This window comes from Amycolatopsis sp. NPDC051071 (genome assembly GCF_040682875.1).
GTDB lineage: Bacteria > Actinomycetota > Actinomycetes > Mycobacteriales > Pseudonocardiaceae > Amycolatopsis.
This window is the reverse complement of sequence record NZ_JBFBBY010000143.1, coordinates 1-18,191: the sequence shown is the minus strand read 5'-3', so window position 1 is coordinate 18,191 and position 18,191 is coordinate 1. Positions and strand designations below refer to the sequence as shown.

General features: G+C 67.7%; 14 protein-coding genes. 6 read left to right on the top strand and 8 right to left on the bottom strand.

The genetic code is table 11. The annotated features are described in order from the left end of the window. Positions 1-44: 44 nt before the first annotated feature. From AB0M65_RS32260 to AB0M65_RS32245, 4 genes are all read right to left on the bottom strand, one after another. Positions 45-1,088 (bottom strand): 3-isopropylmalate dehydrogenase, encoded by a 1,044-nt coding sequence (locus AB0M65_RS32260; RefSeq protein ID WP_364036151.1) that lies wholly within the window; start codon positions 1,086-1,088, stop codon positions 45-47. 236 nt (positions 1,089-1,324) lie between these two features. Further along, the gene (locus tag AB0M65_RS32255) at positions 1,325-4,729 is read right to left on the bottom strand and encodes a S8 family serine peptidase (RefSeq protein WP_364036148.1); all 3,405 of its coding nucleotides are present in this window, start codon (positions 4,727-4,729) and stop codon (positions 1,325-1,327) included. 305 nt (positions 4,730-5,034) lie between these two features. After that, a complete protein-coding gene (gene serA / locus AB0M65_RS32250) occupies positions 5,035-6,633 on the bottom strand; it encodes a phosphoglycerate dehydrogenase (protein ID WP_364036145.1) in 1,599 nt (532 codons plus the stop codon). 139 nt (positions 6,634-6,772) lie between these two features. After that, positions 6,773-7,339 (bottom strand): helix-turn-helix domain-containing protein, encoded by a 567-nt coding sequence (locus AB0M65_RS32245; protein WP_364036142.1) that lies wholly within the window; start codon positions 7,337-7,339, stop codon positions 6,773-6,775. Positions 7,340-7,461: 122 nt separating this feature from the next. Between AB0M65_RS32245 and AB0M65_RS32240 the strand changes: the two genes are divergently transcribed. From AB0M65_RS32240 to AB0M65_RS32225, 4 genes are all read left to right on the top strand, one after another. Continuing rightward, positions 7,462-8,370, top strand: coding sequence for a TIGR03620 family F420-dependent LLM class oxidoreductase (locus tag AB0M65_RS32240; protein ID WP_364036139.1), 909 nt, complete (start codon positions 7,462-7,464; stop codon positions 8,368-8,370). Beyond that, positions 8,367-9,203 (top strand): TIGR03620 family F420-dependent LLM class oxidoreductase, encoded by an 837-nt coding sequence (locus AB0M65_RS32235; protein ID WP_364036136.1) that lies wholly within the window; start codon positions 8,367-8,369, stop codon positions 9,201-9,203. The genes AB0M65_RS32240 and AB0M65_RS32235 overlap by 4 nt, the downstream gene beginning before the upstream one ends. After that, positions 9,187-10,143, top strand: a complete 957-nt coding sequence (locus tag AB0M65_RS32230) for an ankyrin repeat domain-containing protein (protein ID WP_364036133.1) — start codon at positions 9,187-9,189, stop codon at positions 10,141-10,143. Before AB0M65_RS32235 ends, AB0M65_RS32230 begins: the two co-directional genes overlap by 17 nt. A gap of 471 nt (positions 10,144-10,614) precedes the next feature. Then, a complete protein-coding gene (locus tag AB0M65_RS32225) occupies positions 10,615-11,496 on the top strand; it encodes a nuclear transport factor 2 family protein (RefSeq protein WP_364036130.1) in 882 nt (293 codons plus the stop codon). Here AB0M65_RS32225 and AB0M65_RS32220 read toward each other — a convergent pair. The 4 genes from AB0M65_RS32220 to AB0M65_RS32205 form a co-directional block, all read right to left on the bottom strand. Next, complete coding sequence (locus tag AB0M65_RS32220) at positions 11,493-11,756, bottom strand: DUF397 domain-containing protein (protein WP_364036127.1); 264 nt, start codon at positions 11,754-11,756, stop codon at positions 11,493-11,495. The two genes, AB0M65_RS32225 and AB0M65_RS32220, sit on opposite strands and share 4 nt — an antisense overlap. 84 nt (positions 11,757-11,840) lie before the next feature. After that, positions 11,841-12,854: a ketol-acid reductoisomerase gene (gene ilvC, locus AB0M65_RS32215; protein WP_364036125.1), complete on the bottom strand. Its 1,014-nt coding sequence runs from the start codon at positions 12,852-12,854 to the stop codon at positions 11,841-11,843. Between the two features lie 45 nt (positions 12,855-12,899). Continuing rightward, on the bottom strand, positions 12,900-13,406 hold the full coding sequence (ilvN, locus tag AB0M65_RS32210; RefSeq protein WP_364036122.1) for an acetolactate synthase small subunit: 507 nt from the start codon (positions 13,404-13,406) through the stop codon (positions 12,900-12,902). Beyond that, positions 13,403-15,295: an acetolactate synthase large subunit gene (locus AB0M65_RS32205; protein WP_364036119.1), complete on the bottom strand. Its 1,893-nt coding sequence runs from the start codon at positions 15,293-15,295 to the stop codon at positions 13,403-13,405. Before AB0M65_RS32205 ends, ilvN begins: the two co-directional genes overlap by 4 nt. A gap of 322 nt (positions 15,296-15,617) precedes the next feature. On the opposite strand from AB0M65_RS32205, the gene AB0M65_RS32200 reads away from it, so the two are divergent. Both AB0M65_RS32200 and ilvD read left to right on the top strand, forming a co-directional pair. Then, positions 15,618-16,112 (top strand): PH domain-containing protein, encoded by a 495-nt coding sequence (locus AB0M65_RS32200; RefSeq protein ID WP_364036116.1) that lies wholly within the window; start codon positions 15,618-15,620, stop codon positions 16,110-16,112. Positions 16,113-16,185: 73 nt separating this feature from the next. After that, a complete protein-coding gene (gene ilvD / locus AB0M65_RS32195; protein ID WP_364036113.1) occupies positions 16,186-18,030 on the top strand; it encodes a dihydroxy-acid dehydratase in 1,845 nt (614 codons plus the stop codon). Positions 18,031-18,191: the final 161 nt, after the last annotated feature.

The following is an 18,191-nucleotide window of genomic DNA, read 5'->3' as shown; positions in this document are numbered from 1 at the left end:
CACCGCGTCAGACGCGGTGAAAGGCCCCTTCAGGTCCAGCGAAACTACTGCGTGACCGTGCGCACGTTCGACGACACGAGGGCCGCCAGCCGGTCACCGATCGCATGCGTCGCACCCGGCGACGCCTGGTCCCGGGTCGCGAGATCGAACGCCACCGATGCCTCGATCCGCCGCGCCGACTCCTTCTGTCCCAAATGGTCCAGCAGCAGCGACACCGAGAGCACCGCGGCGGTCGGGTCGGCGAGACCCTGGCCCGCGATATCCGGCGCACTGCCGTGCACCGGCTCGAACATGCTCGGGTTCCGCCGCGTGATGTCGAGGTTCCCGCTCGCCGCCAGCCCGATGCCGCCGGTCACCGCCGCCGCGAGGTCGGTGATGATGTCGCCGAACAGGTTGTCGGTCACCACGACGTCGAACCGGGACGGGTCGGTCACCAGGTGGATCGTCGCCGCGTCCACATGGGAGTACGCGACCGTCACCTCCGGGTGCTCCAACGAGACCTCTTCGACGATCCGCGACCACAGCGAACCCGCGTATTCCAGCACGTTCGTCTTGTGCAGGAGCGTCAGGTGCTTACGCGGCCGCGCCTCGGCACGGTTGAACGCGTCGGTCACCACACGCCGGACGCCGAACGCCGTGTTGACGCTGACCTCCGTCGCGATCTCATGGTCGGTGTCCTTGCGCAGCAAGCCACCGTTGCCCGCGTACGGGCCTTCGGTGCCTTCGCGCACGACGACCATGTCGATCTCGCCGGAATCGGCGAGCGGGCCGCGCACACCCGGATACAACCGGGCGGGCCGCAAGTTCACATGGTGGTCGAGCTCGAACCGGAGCCGCAGCAGCAGCCCACGCTCCAGAATGCCGCTCGGCACCGTCGGGTCGCCCACCGCGCCCAGCAAGATCGCATCGTGCTGACGGAGTTCACCGAGCACGGACTCCGGAAGCAGCTCGCCGGTGGAGTGCCACCGAGCGGCGCCGAGGTCGTAGTTCGTGATCTCCGCCGTCGGTACTACCTCACCGAGCACCTTGAGCGCCTCGGAGACCACTTCGGGCCCGATCCCGTCACCTGGGATCACCGCGAGCCGCATCCACACACCTCCGTAGACCAGGCCACCGGCCGTCCGGATGGCCCATCCGCAAGAAAACGCCAGCAGCGGAAGGTTACCGGCCGTAGCCCGGTAGCCGTAGCCGCACCACCCTTATGCCGGAATCTCCCAAAGAGCGAGACAGCCGAAAGAGTGAATACAAGAGGGGACGCCCTGGCGGAAAGCATCCCGCCAGGGCGTCCCTCACCTCATCGTATGCGGATTACCGCACTACCGGATCAACCCACACCGATCGGCTGACGTCCGGTATGCCGTCCGCCGTTGCCCGGCCGGTCGGTACCGGCGTTGCCGCCACCGGCGTTCGCCTGGATCTTGACCACGTTCGCCCGGTTGCCCGAGGCGTTGTGGTGCCCGATCGCCAGCAGGCCGAGGACGGTGTCCTGCGCGGCCGCGTTGCGGTTGACCACCAGCGCCGTACCCGGCTTCGCGACGTAGCCCAGCGCGGCGTCGCCGCCACCCTGGACGGTGTACGCGGGAGCCAAGGCGTCGAACGAAAGCGGCGTGCCGACGAAGTCGATCGTCGACGAGTCCGCACCCGGTGCCGCGTAGAACCCGGAGGTTCCGACCGTGTAGCTGATCTTGTGCGACGCGGCGTTCGGATCGATGCCCAGTGCGGCGATGCTCACCGGCAGCACGACGGCGTTGGTGTCGTACACGTTCGTGTCGACGTCGCCGAGCTGTCCGTTGACCGGCTGGATGTCCACCTGCGGGAAGCCCGGCTTCAGCGCCACGGTGACGGCCACCAGGACGTCGGTGGCGGTCACCTTCGTGACATAGGTCTCGAAGTCCGGCTGGCCGTCGCCCGTGGTGTCGATATCCACGAACGGCGACGTGTTGCTGCCGAGGTTGGCCAGGTTGCTCCAGGTCGTGAGACCGAAGGCCAGCAACGCGTTCTCCGGCTCACCCTGTGCCTTGGCCAGCGGAGCCGTCGACGCGGCGCCGACATAACGCAGGTCGCCGCCCTTGGCCGTCTCGTTCAGCGTGCAGTCGGTGGTGACGCTGCCGTCGCATTCGGGCAGCTGCGGGGATTCTGCCTGCAGCTCGAGCACGCTGATCAGCGAGCGGTACCGCTGCGGGCCGGTGCCCTGGTCGACGCCCTTGCCGGTCAGGTTCACCACGGCCTGGCCCTGGCCGGCGCCGAACGTGACCGAACCCGGGGTGTTGATGGACGAGACGGGCTTCGGCGCGGAGTACACCGAAAGACGCAGCGGAACGGTCGTCCCGCTCTTCGGGGTGAACGCGATCCGGCCGGAGGCGTCCGCCACGAACTGCCGGGCGAGGCCGACCTGCGCCGCCGCCATGGTCGGGTCGATGACCTTGCGGAGTGCCTTGGGGTCGGCGATCTTCAGTGTCACCTTCACCAGCGCGACACCGCGCGGGCTCAGCTTCACCGTCGGCTTGTCCACTGTGTACTCGACACCGGGAAGCGAGTTCACGGCTTCGTAGCCCACCGAGTACTCGACCGGCTTGATGCCCTTGTTGACCACCTTGACCGTTTTGGTCAGGGAGACCGGGCCACCCGCTTCGACGGTGCCGAAGTTGACCGTGACGAAGCCGGGGTTGTCCACGACGTAGGCCAGGACCTGGTTGTCCAGCGCGGCCTTCGCGTCGATCCGGCCGCTGCCGACGCGCTGCGGGCCGAAGGTGCGCCCCGACGCGTCGTGGATGTCATGGCCCGCGGTGTTGATGACCGACGCCTTGACCTCCTCGACCGACCAGTCCGGATGCGCCTGACGGATCAGGGCGGTGATACCCGAGGTGTGCGGAGCCGCCATCGACGTCCCGGAAATGACCAGGCGTCCCGAACCACTGCCGCTCAGCGCCGACGAGATCGAGTCACCGGGCGCCGCGACGTCCGGTTTGACGGCCGGGCCGCGCCCGCCACGCGAGGTGAACGAGCTCGGGGTGTCCACAATGGACTGGTCGCTGGTCGGCACGGACACGCGGCCCTTGCCGGTCAGGCGGATCCGCAGGGTGCCCGCGTTGAGCGCGGGGCGGACCGAGGCGGTCGCGCTGCCGGTCAGCTGGAACGTCGGCGTGGCCGCGTTGCCCGCGATACCGGCCGAGAAGTGCTCCAGCGTCGAAGAGAACAGCGCACCCTTGGCACCGGCGGCCTGCGCGTTGTTCGAGCGGACGCCCGAACCACAAGCGCGGGTCGCGTCGTTGTCGTCCCATTCGAGCCAGACGATCTTGCCCGCGGCCGCCGCCTTGTCGGCGGCGGAGTACGGGGTGCACCCGGCCGCGTTGGCGGCGGACAGCTTGACCACCGGCGCGGTGACGTCGAGCGTGTCGTAGGTCGCGTAGTTCTGGCTGAACTGGCCGGTCTTCGCGCCCGCGACCCCGGCAGGGGCCACGGCCTCGACGGCGTCACGGAGGACGGACGCGTCACGGCTGCTGGCGACGGTCAGCGCTTCGGGCGTGTTGCCCGGCGCGCCGCCGACGTCGTTGAGGTCGCCGCCGTTGCCAGCGGAGAAGACCGGGACGACGTTGTTCGCGGCGATCTTGCGGACGAACAGCGAGTCCGGGTCGTCCGGGGTGGCGAAGTCGCCACCCAGCGACAGGTTGACCACGTCGAGGTGGTCGGTGAAGTCGCCGTCACCGTCCGGGTCGAGCGACCAGTCGAGTGCCTGCGAGGTGACGTTGGTCGAACCCTCGCAGCCGAAGACCTTGATCGCGTACAGGAGGGCCTTCGGCGCGGTGCCGGGGCCGATCTGCATTGCTTCGATCTTCTTCTTGTTCAGCTTCTTGTAGTCGCCGGTGAAGGTCTTGCCCGCTTCGTCGACGCCGAATCCGGCGACCGTGCCCGAGACGTGCGTGCCGTGGTGGCCGCAGGACAGCGGGTTGGGGTCCGGCTTCGGGGTCTTGCGGGCCGGGTCGGCACTGCCCGAGTCGTAGGTGTCGCCGACCAGGTCGGTACCGCCGACGACCTTGTCGGTCGGGAAGGCCGGGGTGGCCTGATCGCGGTTGATCGCGTTGTACGCGGCCGCGGTACCCGGTCCGCCGAAGTCGGCGTGGGTGTAGTCGATGCCGTCGTCGATCACGCCGACGCGGATGCCGTCGCCGTAGCGACCGGTCTGCTGCCAGGAGGCCAGCGTGTTGGTCAGCTGGACCGCGCTGGAGTTGGTGCGGGTCTTGGGCACCACCGTCTTGACCGAGACGACGTCCGGCCGCTTGGCCAGCTCGCGGATCTTCGCCGCGTCGGCCGTGACGACCGCGCCCGCGACCGCGTTGGAGGTCTGGGTGACCAGCTGGGTGCCGGCGTCGGCGGCCTTGAGCTGCCCGACGACGGAGTTCACCGCGGCGCCGGCGTCGGCCTTGGCGGCCTTCGCGGCCTGCTTGGCCTTCTCCTTGCCGGCGCCCTTGTTCTGCTCGGCGTTGAAGGCGTCGACGGCGGGCTGCTTCGCCAGCTCGACGAAGGCGGTGATCTTGCCTTGGGCGGCCTTGAGTTTCGGCTCGACCTTCCCCTGGAAGCCATTACGGTCGATCTTCGCCGGCGCGATGCCGTCCGCGAGCGGGACATCCTGTGCGGCTGCCGTCGCCCCGGTCACGGACGTCGCGAGCAGTGCGGCGAAGACCGCGGCCGATGAGCGGATGGCCCATCGGGGTACGCGGGATCTGTTCATGAGTACGTGCCCTCACTCGAGGCCTTGACTCGGAACCTGCCTGCCGCTCGAACACACCCCCGACGGTGAGCCCCGGCGCCGCGCCGTGCCCTTGACGGCGCGATGGTTCGGCCTCGCCGGAGAAACCTATCGGCCCATCCACCCGACTTCAGTAGGCAATTTTCACCGTTACTGAATCTTTCTCTGTGTTCTCGCGAACCCTGCACACACAACGATCGCAGTTAGTCGACTAATCGCGAAGAAGTACATGAAGGCCCCCTTCCTGTACCTAGGCGCAAGGAAGGGGGCCTTCATGTACTTGGAGGTCAGCCGAGGTTGACCGCGCGGATCGTATGCGCGCCGACGGTGGCGCCGATCGGCTCCAGCAGATGCGAGTCCACCGAGCGGTCCACCCGCAGCAGCATGACCGCGTCCGCGCCGTCGGTCGTCTGGCTGATCTGGGCGGCCTCGATGTTGATACCCGCCTCGCCGAGCAGCGTGCCGACGCGGCCCATGATGCCCGGGCGGTCCGGGTACTCCAGCAGCAGCACGTTGCCCTCGGCGCGGAGGTCGAAGTGGCGGCCGTTGACCTCGACCAGCTTCTCGACCTCGTCCTTGCCGGTGACCGAACCGGACACCGAGAGGGTCTGGCCGTCGGCGTGGACCGCGCGGACGGTGACCAGGCTGCGGAACTTGGGGCTTTCGGGCTCGGTGACCAGGTCGACCTGGACACCCAGTTCCTCCGCCACCCGCGGCGCGTTCACGAAGGTGACCTGGTCTTCGACGACGCCGGAGAACACGCCTCGCTCAGCCGCGAGCGGCAGCACGCTGACGTCCTCGTTGGACAGTTCACCCTTGACCACGACGGTGATCGACGTCGGCGCCTTCGGGTTGAGCGCGGTCAGCACGGTGCCGAGCTTCTGGGTGAGCGAGAGGTACGGCCGCACATGCTCGCCGACGGTGCCGCCGCCGGCGACGTTCACCGCGTCCGGCACGAAGTCGCCGCGCAGCGCGAGCAGCACCGACTTCGCGACGTCGGTGCCCGCGCGGTCCTGCGCCTCGGCGGTCGACGCGCCCAAATGCGGGGTGACGACGACGTTCGGCAGCCCGAACAGCGGGCTTTCGGTGGTGGGCTCGGTGACGAACACGTCGATACCGGCGCCGCCGACATGCCCGGAGCTGACCGCGTCCGCCAGCGCCTGCTCGTCGATCAGGCCACCGCGTGCGGCGTTGACGATGATGACGCCCTGCTTGACCTTCTTGAGTGCCTCGGCGCCGATCAGGCCCTTGGTCTCCGGGGTCTTCGGCAGGTGGATGGAGATCGCGTCCGCGCGCTCCAGCAGCTCGTCCAGCGTGACCAGCTCGATGCCGAGCTGCGCCGCGCGGGCGGCCGAGACGTAGGGGTCGTACGCGATGAGCTTGGTGTCGAAGGCGGCGAGACGCTGCGCGAACAGCTGGCCGATCTTGCCGAGGCCGACCACACCGACCGTCTTGCCCTGGATCTCGATACCGGAGTAGCTGCTGCGCTTCCACGCGCCGCCCTGCAGGCTCTGGTCGGCGGCCGGGACCCGGCGGGCGACCGCGAGCAGCAGCGCGACGGCGTGCTCGGCGGCGGAGACGATGTTCGACGTCGGCGCGTTGACCACCAGCACACCGCGTTCGGTGGCGGCGGGGACCTCGACGTTGTCCAGCCCGACACCCGCGCGGGCGACGACCTTGAGCGAGGTGGTGGCGGCGAGGACCTCGGCGTCGACCTTGGTCGCGGACCGCACGAGCAGCGCGTCCGCCGACTTCACGGCCTCGAGCAGCGCGGGACGGTCGGTACCGTCCACATGCTGGACCTCGACCTCGTCGGAGAAGACGCTCAGTACGGAAGGAGCGAGCTTCTCCGCGATGAGGACGACGGGCTTGTTCGGCTTGGTCACGATACGGCTCCCACTATCTGGTCCTATGCCTGCGACTCTGGGCTGATGGCTTCTCGGCGGGAAAGAGTGCCTCGAAGCGGTGATCGGTCACGCCGTTGTGCCCGGTGCGCCGCAGTTTAGACCTGCTCACAGGGGATTGTTAACTCACCCGTAATCCGGCGAAAACGAGATCGAGGAGCCGGTCGAGGCCGTTGTCACCCGAAAGATGTTCGCTGGCCCAGGAAAGCGCGTGCAGCAGCACCAGTAATTCGTGGGCTGTGACGTCCGTCCTGAGCTCTCCCGAGGCCTTCGCTCTTTCCACCAGGTGGGACACGCCGTCCCGCATCGCGTGGCACGAGGCGTACAGCGGCGACGCTTCGTCATTGAGGACGTCGACCATCAGTTCGGGTAACCCGCGGTAGGACGCCGCCTGCTCACCGAGCCCGGCGAGCCAGGTCCTCAGTGCCTTCAGTGGTTCTGGAGACGTGAGCAGTTCGCGGGCGGCCATGGCGTGGCCGTCGAACCGCTCGCGAAGCACCTTCTCGACCAGCGCCTCGCGCGTCGGGAAATGCCGGTAGAGCGTCCCGATGCCGACACCGGCGTTGCGGGCGATGTCCTCCAGCGAAGCTTCGACGCCGCGCGCGGCGAAGGCGCGCCTCGCCTCTTCGAGGAGGCGTTCGTAGTTGCGCCGGGCGTCCGCGCGCAGTGGTTTCTTCTCGGTGTCCATCGCGTTCCCGAGCTTAGTGGTCGGTTTCGGAAGTCTTCAGGGTCTCGACAAATCGGAGGCGGCCTCCGTATAGTCCGGAGACGTAACCGGAGGCTGCCTCATGTTAGCTGGGGAGAACTGAAGTGAACCTGATCGAAGAAACCCGGGACCGGCTGGGACCGGTGGGCGTCTGGCTGCCGCTCGCCCCGCTGGCCCCGCCGCCCGACGAAGAAGTGCGGGCGATGCGGCGGCTCGAAGAACTGGGCTACCGCACGGTGTGGGGTGGTGAAGGTCCCGGCAGCCGGGAAGTGTTCGCCGAAAGCGCCATCACGCTCGCTTCCACCGAACGGATGGTGTTCGGCACCGGGATCGCCAACATCTGGTCACGGCCCGCGTACACCGCGCAGAGCGGCGGGCGGACGCTGGCGCACGCCTTCCCCGGCCGGTTCGTGCTCGGCATCGGGATCGGCCACGTGCGCCAAGCCGCGAAGTCCGGCTCGGACTACCGCCCGCTCGAACAGACCCGCGAATATCTCGCGGCCATGGACGCGGCGGCGGAGGAAGCCCCTTCCCCTGTCCCGTTTCCGCGTGTCCTCGCCGCCGTCGGCCCGAAAATGCTCGAACTGGCGCGGGACGCCACGGACGGCGCTCATCCGTTCGCCCAGCCCTTCGAGCACACGCCGTACGCCCGCGAAATCGTCGGACCGGACAAGTTGCTCATCCCGGAGCATTCGGTACTGCTCGGCGACCACGAGCAGGCGCGGGCAAGCGTCGCGAAGACCATCGGACTCATGAAGCAGTACCAGATCCAGCACTACGTCAAGGGCTGGAAACGGCTGGGCTACACCGATGCCGACATCGACGGCGTCAGCGACCGGCTCGTCGACGGGCTGACCGCCTGGGGTGACGAGGAGAGGATCGCGCGGCGGATCAAGGAACTCGTCGACGCCGGTGCGGACACCGTGCTCGTCAACCCGGTGGGTGACGACCTCTCGGCCATCATGGCTCAGCTGGAACGACTGGCCCCGGCACTGACGGAGATAACCCGATGAGCGTCGGAATCTGGACTTTTTCCTTCGACGGCAAGGAAATCGGCGCCGTCCGCGATGCCGCGTCGGAAGTCGAAGAACTCGGCTTCGACGCGCTCTGGTTTGGCGAGTACCTGGGACGGGAGGCGTTCACGCAGGCGGGCCTGTTGCTGGCGGCGACGTCGAGGCTGACGGTCGCCACCGGCATCGCACGGTTCAGCCACCGGGAACCGATAGCCGCCGCTGCCGCCGAAAAGACGCTCAGCGAGGCCTATCCGGAGCGGTTCATCCTCGGGCTCGGCGGGCATATGCCGGGTGCGAAGCCGCTGGAAGCGATGCGCGGGTACCTCGACGGGATGGACAAGGCCGATCTGTCCACACCGGACTCCCCGCGACGACGTGTGCTGGCCGCCTTGGGACCGCGGATGCTCTCGTTGGCGGTGGAACGCGCCGATGGGGCGCATTCGTACTTCGTTCCCGTCGAGCACACCGCGCGGGCGCGGGAGATCATGGGACCTTCGGCGTATCTGGCCGTCGAGCAGGCCGTCGTGCTGAGCTCGGATCGGGAGATCGCCCGGCGGCACGTGGCAATGTATCTGGAGCTGGCCCCCCACCACCGGGCGAATCTGCGGCGGTTCGGCTTCACCGAAGAGGATTACGGCTCCGATCGGCTCGTGGACACGTTGGTCGCCATCGGGGAGGACGCGATTTCCGCGCGGGTGCAAGCGCAGCTGGACGCGGGGGCGGACCACGTCTGCCTGCAGGTGCTGACCGAGGACGACCGGATCCCGGTGGCGGAATGGCGGCTTTTGTCGGGGGTGACCGGTAGCGTGCGGAAACGTGACGTCACCGGCTGAGCTCGCTTTCGACAAGGCACACGAACTGATCGACGCGCGGGACCTCGCCGGGCTCGCGCGCCTGATCGGGGATCTGCCCACCCTCGTCCACGCGCATGGGAAGAACGGGAACGACCTGCTCGGCATGGCCGCCGCGACCTGCGACGAACGGCTGTGCCGGATCCTGCTCGATCACGGGGCGGATCCCGCGTCGGGCAATGTGCACGGCTGGACGGCACTGCACCAGGCCGGCTATCTCGGCCTGCCACAGCTGGTCACGATGCTGCTCGACGCGGGCGCCCCCGTCGACGTCTCCGCCCGCGGCGACGGTGGGACACCGCTGGTGGCCGCGCTGTTCTGGGGCCACCGCGAGGCCGCCGAACTGCTGGCCTCGCGCGGCCTCTCCCCCGGCAACCTCCGCGTCGCCGCCGGGCTCGGGCATGCCGATCTGCTCGACACCCTGGTCGCGCCGGACGGCACGCTCTCCCCGGCGGCGGGCGCGCACCGCGAATTCCACCGGCCGCACAGCGGTTTCCCGGAATGGCGACCGAGCGACGATCCCGCCGAGATCCTCGACGAAGCGCTTTCGTGGGCCGCGCGGAACGACCGGTCCCCGGCCGTCCGCACGCTGGTGGAGCGGGGTGCGGACGTGAACGCCGACGTCTACCGGGGGACGGCTCTGACGTGGGCAGCCGCTCAGGGAAAGGCGGAGGTGATCGGGACGCTCGCGGAGCTTGGTGCTTCGGTGAATCACCAGGGGACGTTCGGCGGGCTTTCCCACGGAGAGGGCGTCACGGCGCTGCACCTCGCTGTGCAGGGCGGGCATGTGGCGGCGGTGCGGGCTTTGCTGGCGGTGGGGGCGGACCCTTCCCTTGAGGACGCGCTGTACTCGTCGTCGGCCTTGGGGTGGGCGGAGCACTTCGAGCAGGCGGAGATCCTGGCGGTACTGCGGGAGGCTTGAGCTTGAGCCCGGTCCCTTCCCGTGTCTTGAGCCCGGTCCCGTGTCATGAGGGGTCCCCATAGGACAGATTTCGTCCTATGGGGACCCCTTATGACACTTGCCTGCCTCGGCGACCCACCCGTGTTGCGAAGGGCACTTTCGCGACGTTGAAGGTTGCGAAGGTGCCCTTCGGAACTCCCGCGGGCGGTCGGTCCAGGTGGTCGTGAGCGGCAATGAGGGTTATTGAGGGGTAAGTCGAACGTGGCGTGGTGGGTGTCGGTGCCCCGCTCGGGTGTTGCGATCCGGAGGCCGCTGTCCGCGTCCATGAAGGATTTGGGACGTCGAGTGTCCCAAATCCTTCACAGACAAGCCCGAGACCAGCTGAAAGGTCACCCGTCGAGTGGCCACCCCAGCCGCTGGACAAGTGGAGTCCGCAGTCCGTATCGTTGGAGGCGGACTACAGACTCCGTTTCTGTCTGACTGGGAGGCCCCATGACCACACCCCGCGAAGTCTTCGACAAGCTTTCCGAAGACATCACCGCCAGGCGCTGGGACGAGATCTTCGCGCTCTACGCGGAAGACGCCGTCGTCGAGAATCCGCAACGCCCACCCGTGCCGACTCGGTTCGAGGGACGCGAGACGCTCCGCAAGACCTTCGGCGGAGGACTGAACGTACGCATGAACCGGGCGGATGTCCTGATTCACGGGACAACCGACCCAGAGGTGATCATCGCCGAGTACCGTAACGTCGGCGAGGCACTCGACACCGGGAAGTCCTTTGACATCGCGAATATCCAGTTCCTCCGGGTACGCGACGGACTCATCGCGCACTCACGCGATTATCACGACTACCTGCGCCTCACGGTGGCGATGGACGGCCTGGAAGAACTGAAAAAGGGCTACGAAACCGCGGAGCGGGAACTCACACCGGTCCCGCCCCGCCCGGCGTCGACGGCGGATCCGAAGAGCCCGCGTGGCGTGTTCGAGCAGCTCGTCCACGGCGTCGCGGACGGGAAGTGGGGTGAGCTGTCAGCGCTCTATGCCGAGGAAACCCATGTCACGCACCCGTTCCTGCCAGGGGCGAAGACGCTGAAGACCCGGGAAGATCTGCACGAGCATTTCAAATTCGGCGAGCACCATCAGATCCGGTTCCAGGTCCGCGATCTGGTGATCCACGAAACCCTGGATCCCGAAGTGGTGATCGGCGAGTTCGCTTATCAGGGCACGGCGGGTGGCAGCCCGGAATTCCGGGTCGCCAACATTTTCGTGCTGCGGGTGCGGGACGGGCTGATCGTCGAATCCCGTGACTACGGCGACCATCTCACCCTCGCGGCCGTCGCCGGACGGCTGGACGACCTGTTCGCGCTCGTTTAAGCGGGAAGGTCGAATTCGCCGTCCCGGACGCCTTTCACGAAGGCGTCCCATTCCGACGGCGTGAAGACGAGGACGTTGTCGTCCGGCTTCGAGGACTGGCGCATCGCGGTGTAGGTGACGCCGTCGGTATGCGGCACCAGCGCGTACTCGACACAATCGTCGAGATTCGCGCCTTCCGGCTCCGCCCGGATCCACGTCACGTCGGTCAGGTCCAGTTCGTGCCGGATGTGGGCCTTGTCGTCCACCGGCTGCTCACTCATGGTGCACACGGTATCGCTTTCCGATGCGCAAAACGAAGGGGCCCTTCGCCACGACTCACGTGACGAAGGGCCCTTCGGTTACGACTAGGCGGTTTCGGTGATCGGCCGGTCCACCCACGACATCAGGTCGCGCAGCTTCTTGCCGGTCTCCTCGATCGGGTGCTGGTTGCCCTGCTCCTCGAGCTTGGTGAAGTTCGGCCGCCCGGCCTCGTCCTCGGCAACCCACTCGCGAGCGAAGGTGCCGTCCTGGATCTCGCCGAGGATCTTCTTCATCTCTTCCTTGACCGCCGGCGAGATGACACGCGGGCCGCGGGTCAGGTCGCCGTACTCGGCGGTGTCGGAGATCGAGTAACGCTGGCGCGCGATGCCGCCCTCGTACATGAGGTCGACGATCAGCTTCAGCTCGTGCAGCACCTCGAAGTAGGCGATCTCCGGGGCGTAGCCCGCCTCGGTGAGCACCTCGAAACCGGTCTGCACCAGCGCGGAGGCGCCACCGCAGAGGACGGCCTGCTCGCCGAAGAGGTCGGTCTCGGTCTCTTCGGTGAAGGTCGTCTTGATGACGCCGGCGCGGGCGCCACCGATGGCGGCGGCGTAGGACAGCGCGAGCGCCTGCGCGGTGCCGGAGGCGTCCTGCTCGACAGCGATGAGCGCCGGGACGCCCTTGCCGTCGACGAACTGGCGGCGGACCAGGTGGCCGGGGCCCTTCGGCGCGACCATGGCGACGTCCACGCCTGCCGGCGGCTTGATCAGGTCGTAGCGGATGTTGAAGCCGTGACCGAAGAACAGCGCGTCGCCGTCCTTGAGGTTCGGCTCGATGTCCTTCTCGTAGATCGCGCGCTGCTTGGTGTCGGGCGCGAGGATCATGATCAGGTCGGCTTCGGCGCTGGCCTCGGCGGGGGTCAGCACGCGCAGGCCCTGCTCCTCGGCCTTCGCCCGCGACTTCGAGCCCTCGGGCAGCCCGATGCGCACGTCGACACCGGAGTCGCGCAGGCTGAGCGAGTGCGCGTGACCCTGGCTGCCGTAGCCGATCACGGCGACCTTGCGACCCTGGATGATCGAAAGGTCCGCGTCGTCGTCGTAAAAGATTTCCACTGCCATGAGGGGTACTACTTCCTTTCCTGACTTACAACATAAAAAGAATGATTAACGGGCGGAGGTGGCGGTAATGGATCGGGCGCCACGGCCGACCGCGACCATTCCGGACTGAACCAGTTCACGAATGCCATAGGGCTCCAGCATCCGCAGCAGAGCACCGATCTTGTCCGAGGTCCCGGTGGCTTCGACGGTGAGCGCCTCGGGGGACACATCCACCACTTTCGCACGGAAAAGCTGCACTGTCTCCAAAACCTGGCTGCGCACGGTCGCGTCGGCCCGGACCTTGACAAGCAGCAGTTCACGCTGCACGGCTGTGGACTTTTCCAATTCCACGATCTTGATGACGTTGATCAGCTTGTTGAGCTGTTTGGTCACCTGTTCGAGCGGTAGCTCTTCGACGGCCACCACGATCGTCATCCGGGACACCTCGGGATTCTCCGTTGGCCCGACGGCGAGTGATTCGATGTTGAATCCGCGCCGGGAGAACAATCCGGAAACCCGCGCGAGGACACCGGGTTTGTTCTCGACCAGAACGCTCAGGGTGTGCACGCTCATCGCGCGTCTCCTTCTTCTGCCGTCGCGCTGATCTCCGCTGCGTCGATCTCTCCGGCGGCGGCGACTTCGTCGTCGTCGAAGAGCGGGCGGATCCCGCGCACGGACATGATTTCGTCGTTACCGGTGCCCGCGGCCACCATGGGCCACACCTGAGCATCCTTCCCCACCACGAAATCGATCACGACGGGGCGGTCGTTGATCTCCATGGCACGCCGGATGGTGGCGTCGACGTCTTCCTTGGTCTCGCAGCGAAGCCCGGCGCAGCCGAGCGCCTCCGCGAGCAGGGTGAAGTCGGGGATGCGGTGCTTGTGGGTACCGAGATCGGTGTTGGAGTACCGCTCCGAGTAGAAGAGGTTCTGCCACTGGCGGACCATGCCCAGGTTGCCGTTGTTGATGACGGCGACCTTGATGGGCGCGCCTTCGATGGCGCAGGTGGCCAGTTCCTGGTTCGTCATCTGGAAACAGCCGTCGCCGTCGATGGCCCAGACCTGCTTGTCCGGCATGCCGAACTTGGCGCCCATCGCGGCCGGGACGGCGAAGCCCATCGTGCCGAGGCCGCCGGAGTTGATCCAGGTGCGCGGGTTCTCGTATTTCACGAACTGCGCGGCCCACATCTGGTGCTGGCCGACGCCCGCGGTGTAGACCGCGTCCGGGCCGACGAGCGAACCGATGCGCTCGATGACGTACTGCGGCGAAAGCGTTCCGTCCTCTGGCCATTCGTAGCCGGCCGGGTAGTCGTCACGCCAGGCGCTGACCTGGGTCCACCAATCCTTCAGATCCGGCTTCGCGGACTTGTCGGTCTCGGCGCGGACGGCCTCGATCAGTTCGGTGATGATCTCCGCGCAGTCGCCGACGATCGGCACGTCCGCCTTGCGGTTCTTGGAGATCTCGGCCGGGTCGATGTCGGCGTGCACGATGGCGGCGCCCGGCGCGAACGAGGACAGCTGGCCGGTGACGCGGTCGTCGAAGCGGGCGCCGAGTGCGATCAGCAAGTCCGCCCGCTGCATCGCGGCGACCGCGGAGACCGTGCCGTGCATACCCGGCATGCCGAGGTGCTGCGGGTGGGAGTCGGGGAACGCGCCACGCGCCATCAGCGTGGTGACGACCGGGATCCCGGTCAGCTCGGCCAGTTCCCTCAGCTGGCGCGACGCGTCGGCCTTGATCACGCCACCGCCGACATAGAGGACCGGGCGACGCGACTTGCTGATCAGCCGCGCGGCCTCGCGGACCTGCTTGCCGTGCGGGCGCAGCGTGGGCCGGTAACCCGGCAGCCGCATCTCCGTCGGCCAGGAGAACGAGGTCATCTCCTGCAGGACGTCCTTGGGGATGTCCACCAGGACCGGGCCGGGGCGGCCGGTCGAGGCGAGGTGGAAGGCCTCCGCGATGGTGCGGGGGATGTCCGCCGGGTCGGTGACCAGGAAGTTGTGTTTGGTGATCGGCATCGTGATGCCGCAGATGTCCGCTTCCTGGAAGGCGTCCGTGCCGATCAGCGCGCGGCTCTGCTGACCGGTGATGGCGACCACTGGGACCGAGTCCATGTTCGCGTCGGCCAGCGGGGTGACCAGGTTGGTCGCGCCGGGGCCCGACGTGGCCATGCACACACCGACCTTGCCGGTCGCCTGCGCGTACCCGGTGGCGGCGTGGCCCGCGCCCTGTTCGTGGCGGACCAGGACGTGGCGGACCTTCGTCGAATCGAGCAACGGGTCGTATGCCGGGAGAATGGTGCCGCCGGGAATACCGAACACGACTTCCGCGCCCACCGCCTCAAGGGAGCGGACGAGCGACTGCGCGCCCGTGACCCGCACGGGGGTTCCGGCGGGCGGCGCCGGCTTGGGACGGGCTCCAGAGGTTCCGGCGTTCGCTTCTGTGCGCGAGGTGGCACTAGTCATCGCTTGTCTGCCTCGTCTTGTCTAGTCACTCGTTCGGGTATTCGTCAGCTGGTTCGGCGATTGAAATTGTTCCAGGCAACAAAAAACCCCCGCCGACCGGAGTGGTCGCACGAGGGTCGCGCGTCGACGCAGCGGAGACTTCCCTAAGCGTCGACGCGCTTGGGAAGTACGAGGCCGGTCTGCGTTGTCACGTGGGTGAAACTAGCCGGTCCGTGTCAAGAGTGTCAACTCTGCGGGATGGCGATTCCGCATGCTGGACACCACCGTCGTGCTTCCCGACCCGCCTCCGGTGCCCCGGCGACCGCGGTGCACCATCTTCAGGGTGGCAGAAGAAAAGCAGCAGGAACAGGCGAACGAGGTCCCTAAGGCCGTCTTCAAAATCCCGAACACGGCTTTGCTGGCGATCGCTTTTCTCGTCGTTTGTGTGACGCCTGTCGCGTTCGGCGATGTGCCCTATCTCCAGTGGCTCTACGTCTTCCCGATCGCGCTGGCGGTGTTCGTGATCCGGACCCGCACGACGGCGACGGCCGAGGGCCTGGCGGTCCGCACGATGTTCGGTCGACGGGACTTGCCGTGGTCCTCCCTCAAGGGCCTCGCCATCACCGACAAGGCGAAGGTGAAGGCGGTGCTGAAGGACGACACCAAGGTCGCCCTCCCCGCCGTGCGCACCCGGCACCTTCCGGTGATCTCCCTGGTCAGCGCGGGTCGGATGGCCGATCCCTCCGGGCTCACCGACGACCTCGGCGACGTCAAGGAGCAGGCTCCGGAGAAGGCGGCCGAGAAGACCGAAGGTTCCGGGACGACGTCCGGGGAGTAGGATTGGTAGGACCAGTTTGGCGCCGGTTCATTTCGGCAGTGCCCTGGTCCCACCCCGAACCTTGGAGTCAGCCGTGCCCCCACTCCGTTCCCGGACCACCACCCACGGCCGCAACGCGGCGGGCGCCCGCTCGCTCTGGCGCGCCACCGGGATGACCGACAGCGACTTCGGCAAGCCGATCGTCGCCATCGCGAACTCGTACACCCAGTTCGTGCCGGGGCACGTGCACCTCAAGGACCTCGGCGAGATCGTGGCAGGAGCGGTGAAGGAGGCGGGCGGTGTCGCCCGCGAGTTCCACACGATCGCCGTCGACGACGGAATCGCCATGGGGCACAGCGGAATGCTCTACTCGCTGCCCTCACGCGAGATCATCGCCGACTCCGTCGAGTACATGGTGAACGCCCACCAGGCCGACGCGCTGGTCTGCATCTCCAACTGCGACAAGATCACCCCTGGCATGCTGAACGCCGCCATGCGGCTGAACATCCCGGTGGTGTTCGTCTCCGGCGGGCCGATGGAGGCCGGGAAGGCAGTGGTCGTCGGCGGGGTCGCCCAGGCACCCACCGACCTGATCACCGCGATCGCCGCGTCGGCCAGCAGTGAGGTCGACGAGGACGGTCTGTCCATTGTGGAGCGATCGGCCTGCCCGACCTGCGGCTCGTGTTCGGGCATGTTCACCGCGAACTCGATGAACTGCCTCACCGAGGCACTCGGTCTCTCGCTGCCGGGCAACGGCTCCACCCTCGCGACGCACGCCGCGCGCAGGGCCCTGTTCGAGGACGCGGGACGCACCGTCGTCGAACTGTGCAAGCGCTGGTACGACAACGACGACGAGTCCGCGCTCCCACGCTCGATCGCGTCGAAGAAGGCTTTCGAGAACGCGATGGCCCTCGACATGGCGATGGGTGGTTCGACCAACACGGTGCTGCACGTCCTCGCCGCCGCGCAGGAGGGTGAGGTCGACTTCACCATCGACGACATCGACGCCATCGGCCGCCGCGTGCCGTGCCTGTCGAAGGTCGCGCCGAACTCGGACTACCACATGGAGGACGTCCACCGCGCCGGCGGTATCCCCGCCATCCTCGGCGAGCTGTACCGCGGCGGGCTGCTGAACACCGACGTCCACTCCGTGCATTCGCCGGACCTCGAATCCTGGCTGTCCACTTGGGACGTCCGCGCCAAGCAGCCGTCGGCACGGGCCGTGGAGCTGTTCCACGCGGCACCCGGCGGGGTCCGCACCACCGAGGCGTTCTCCACCGAGAACCGCTGGTCCTCTTTGGACACCGACGCCGCCGACGGCTGCATCCACGACGTCGAGCACGCCTACACCAAGGACGGCGGACTCGCGATCCTGCGCGGCAACCTCGCCGAGAACGGCGCGGTCATCAAGTCCGCGGGCATCGACGAGGAACTCTGGCACTTCGAGGGCCCGGCGCGGGTACTGGAAAGCCAGGAGGAGGCGGTCTCGGCGATCCTCAAGAAGGAGATCCAGCCCGGTGAGGTGCTGGTGATCCGCTACGAGGGCCCGGCGGGTGGCCCCGGCATGCAGGAGATGCTGCATCCGACGGCGTTCCTGAAGGGCTCCGGCCTCGGCAAGAAGTGCGCGCTGATCACCGACGGCCGGTTCTCCGGTGGCTCGTCGGGCATCTCGGTCGGGCACATCTCCCCCGAGGCGGCCGCGGGCGGGGCGATCGGCCTTGTCCAGAACGGCGACCGGATCCTGCTCGACGTCCACGAACGCCGTCTCGAGCTGCTCGTCGACCCGGACGTCCTGGCCGAGCGGCGCGCGAAAATGGAGGCGAGCGAGCGGCCGTGGCAGCCGGTCTCGCGGGTCCGGCCGATCACCGCCGCGCTGCGGGCCTACGCGCGGATGGCGACCTCGGCGGACACCGGCGCCGTGCGGGACCCGAGCAAGTAGGCCGCCCTGTCACCGCGGGAGCGGGTCACCAAGTGTCATGAGGGGTCCCCATAGGACAAAAAATGTCCCAAGGCGTACATGGACGGCGCGCTCGTCGGGGACCCCGTCGAGATCGAGGGCAGCACCCAGAAGATCAACCGGGCGCGCGACTACAGCGACTG

Bases quoted from the DNA above. Each gene is read 5' to 3' on its own strand.
- AB0M65_RS32260 (WP_364036151.1), bottom strand. From the start codon at position 1,088: ATGCGGCTCGCGGTGATCCCAGGTGACGGGATCGGGCCCGAAGTGGTC.
- AB0M65_RS32255 (WP_364036148.1), bottom strand. From the start codon at position 4,729: ATGAACAGATCCCGCGTACCCCGATGGGCCATCCGCTCATCGGCCGCG.
- AB0M65_RS32245 (WP_364036142.1), bottom strand. From the start codon at position 7,339: ATGGACACCGAGAAGAAACCACTGCGCGCGGACGCCCGGCGCAACTAC.
- AB0M65_RS32235 (WP_364036136.1), top strand. From the start codon at position 8,367: ATGAGCGTCGGAATCTGGACTTTTTCCTTCGACGGCAAGGAAATCGGC.
- AB0M65_RS32225 (WP_364036130.1), top strand. From the start codon at position 10,615: ATGACCACACCCCGCGAAGTCTTCGACAAGCTTTCCGAAGACATCACC.
- AB0M65_RS32220 (WP_364036127.1), bottom strand. From the start codon at position 11,756: ATGAGTGAGCAGCCGGTGGACGACAAGGCCCACATCCGGCACGAACTG.
- ilvC (WP_364036125.1), bottom strand. From the start codon at position 12,854: ATGGCAGTGGAAATCTTTTACGACGACGACGCGGACCTTTCGATCATC.
- ilvN (WP_364036122.1), bottom strand. From the start codon at position 13,406: ATGAGCGTGCACACCCTGAGCGTTCTGGTCGAGAACAAACCCGGTGTC.
- AB0M65_RS32205 (WP_364036119.1), bottom strand. From the start codon at position 15,295: ATGACTAGTGCCACCTCGCGCACAGAAGCGAACGCCGGAACCTCTGGA.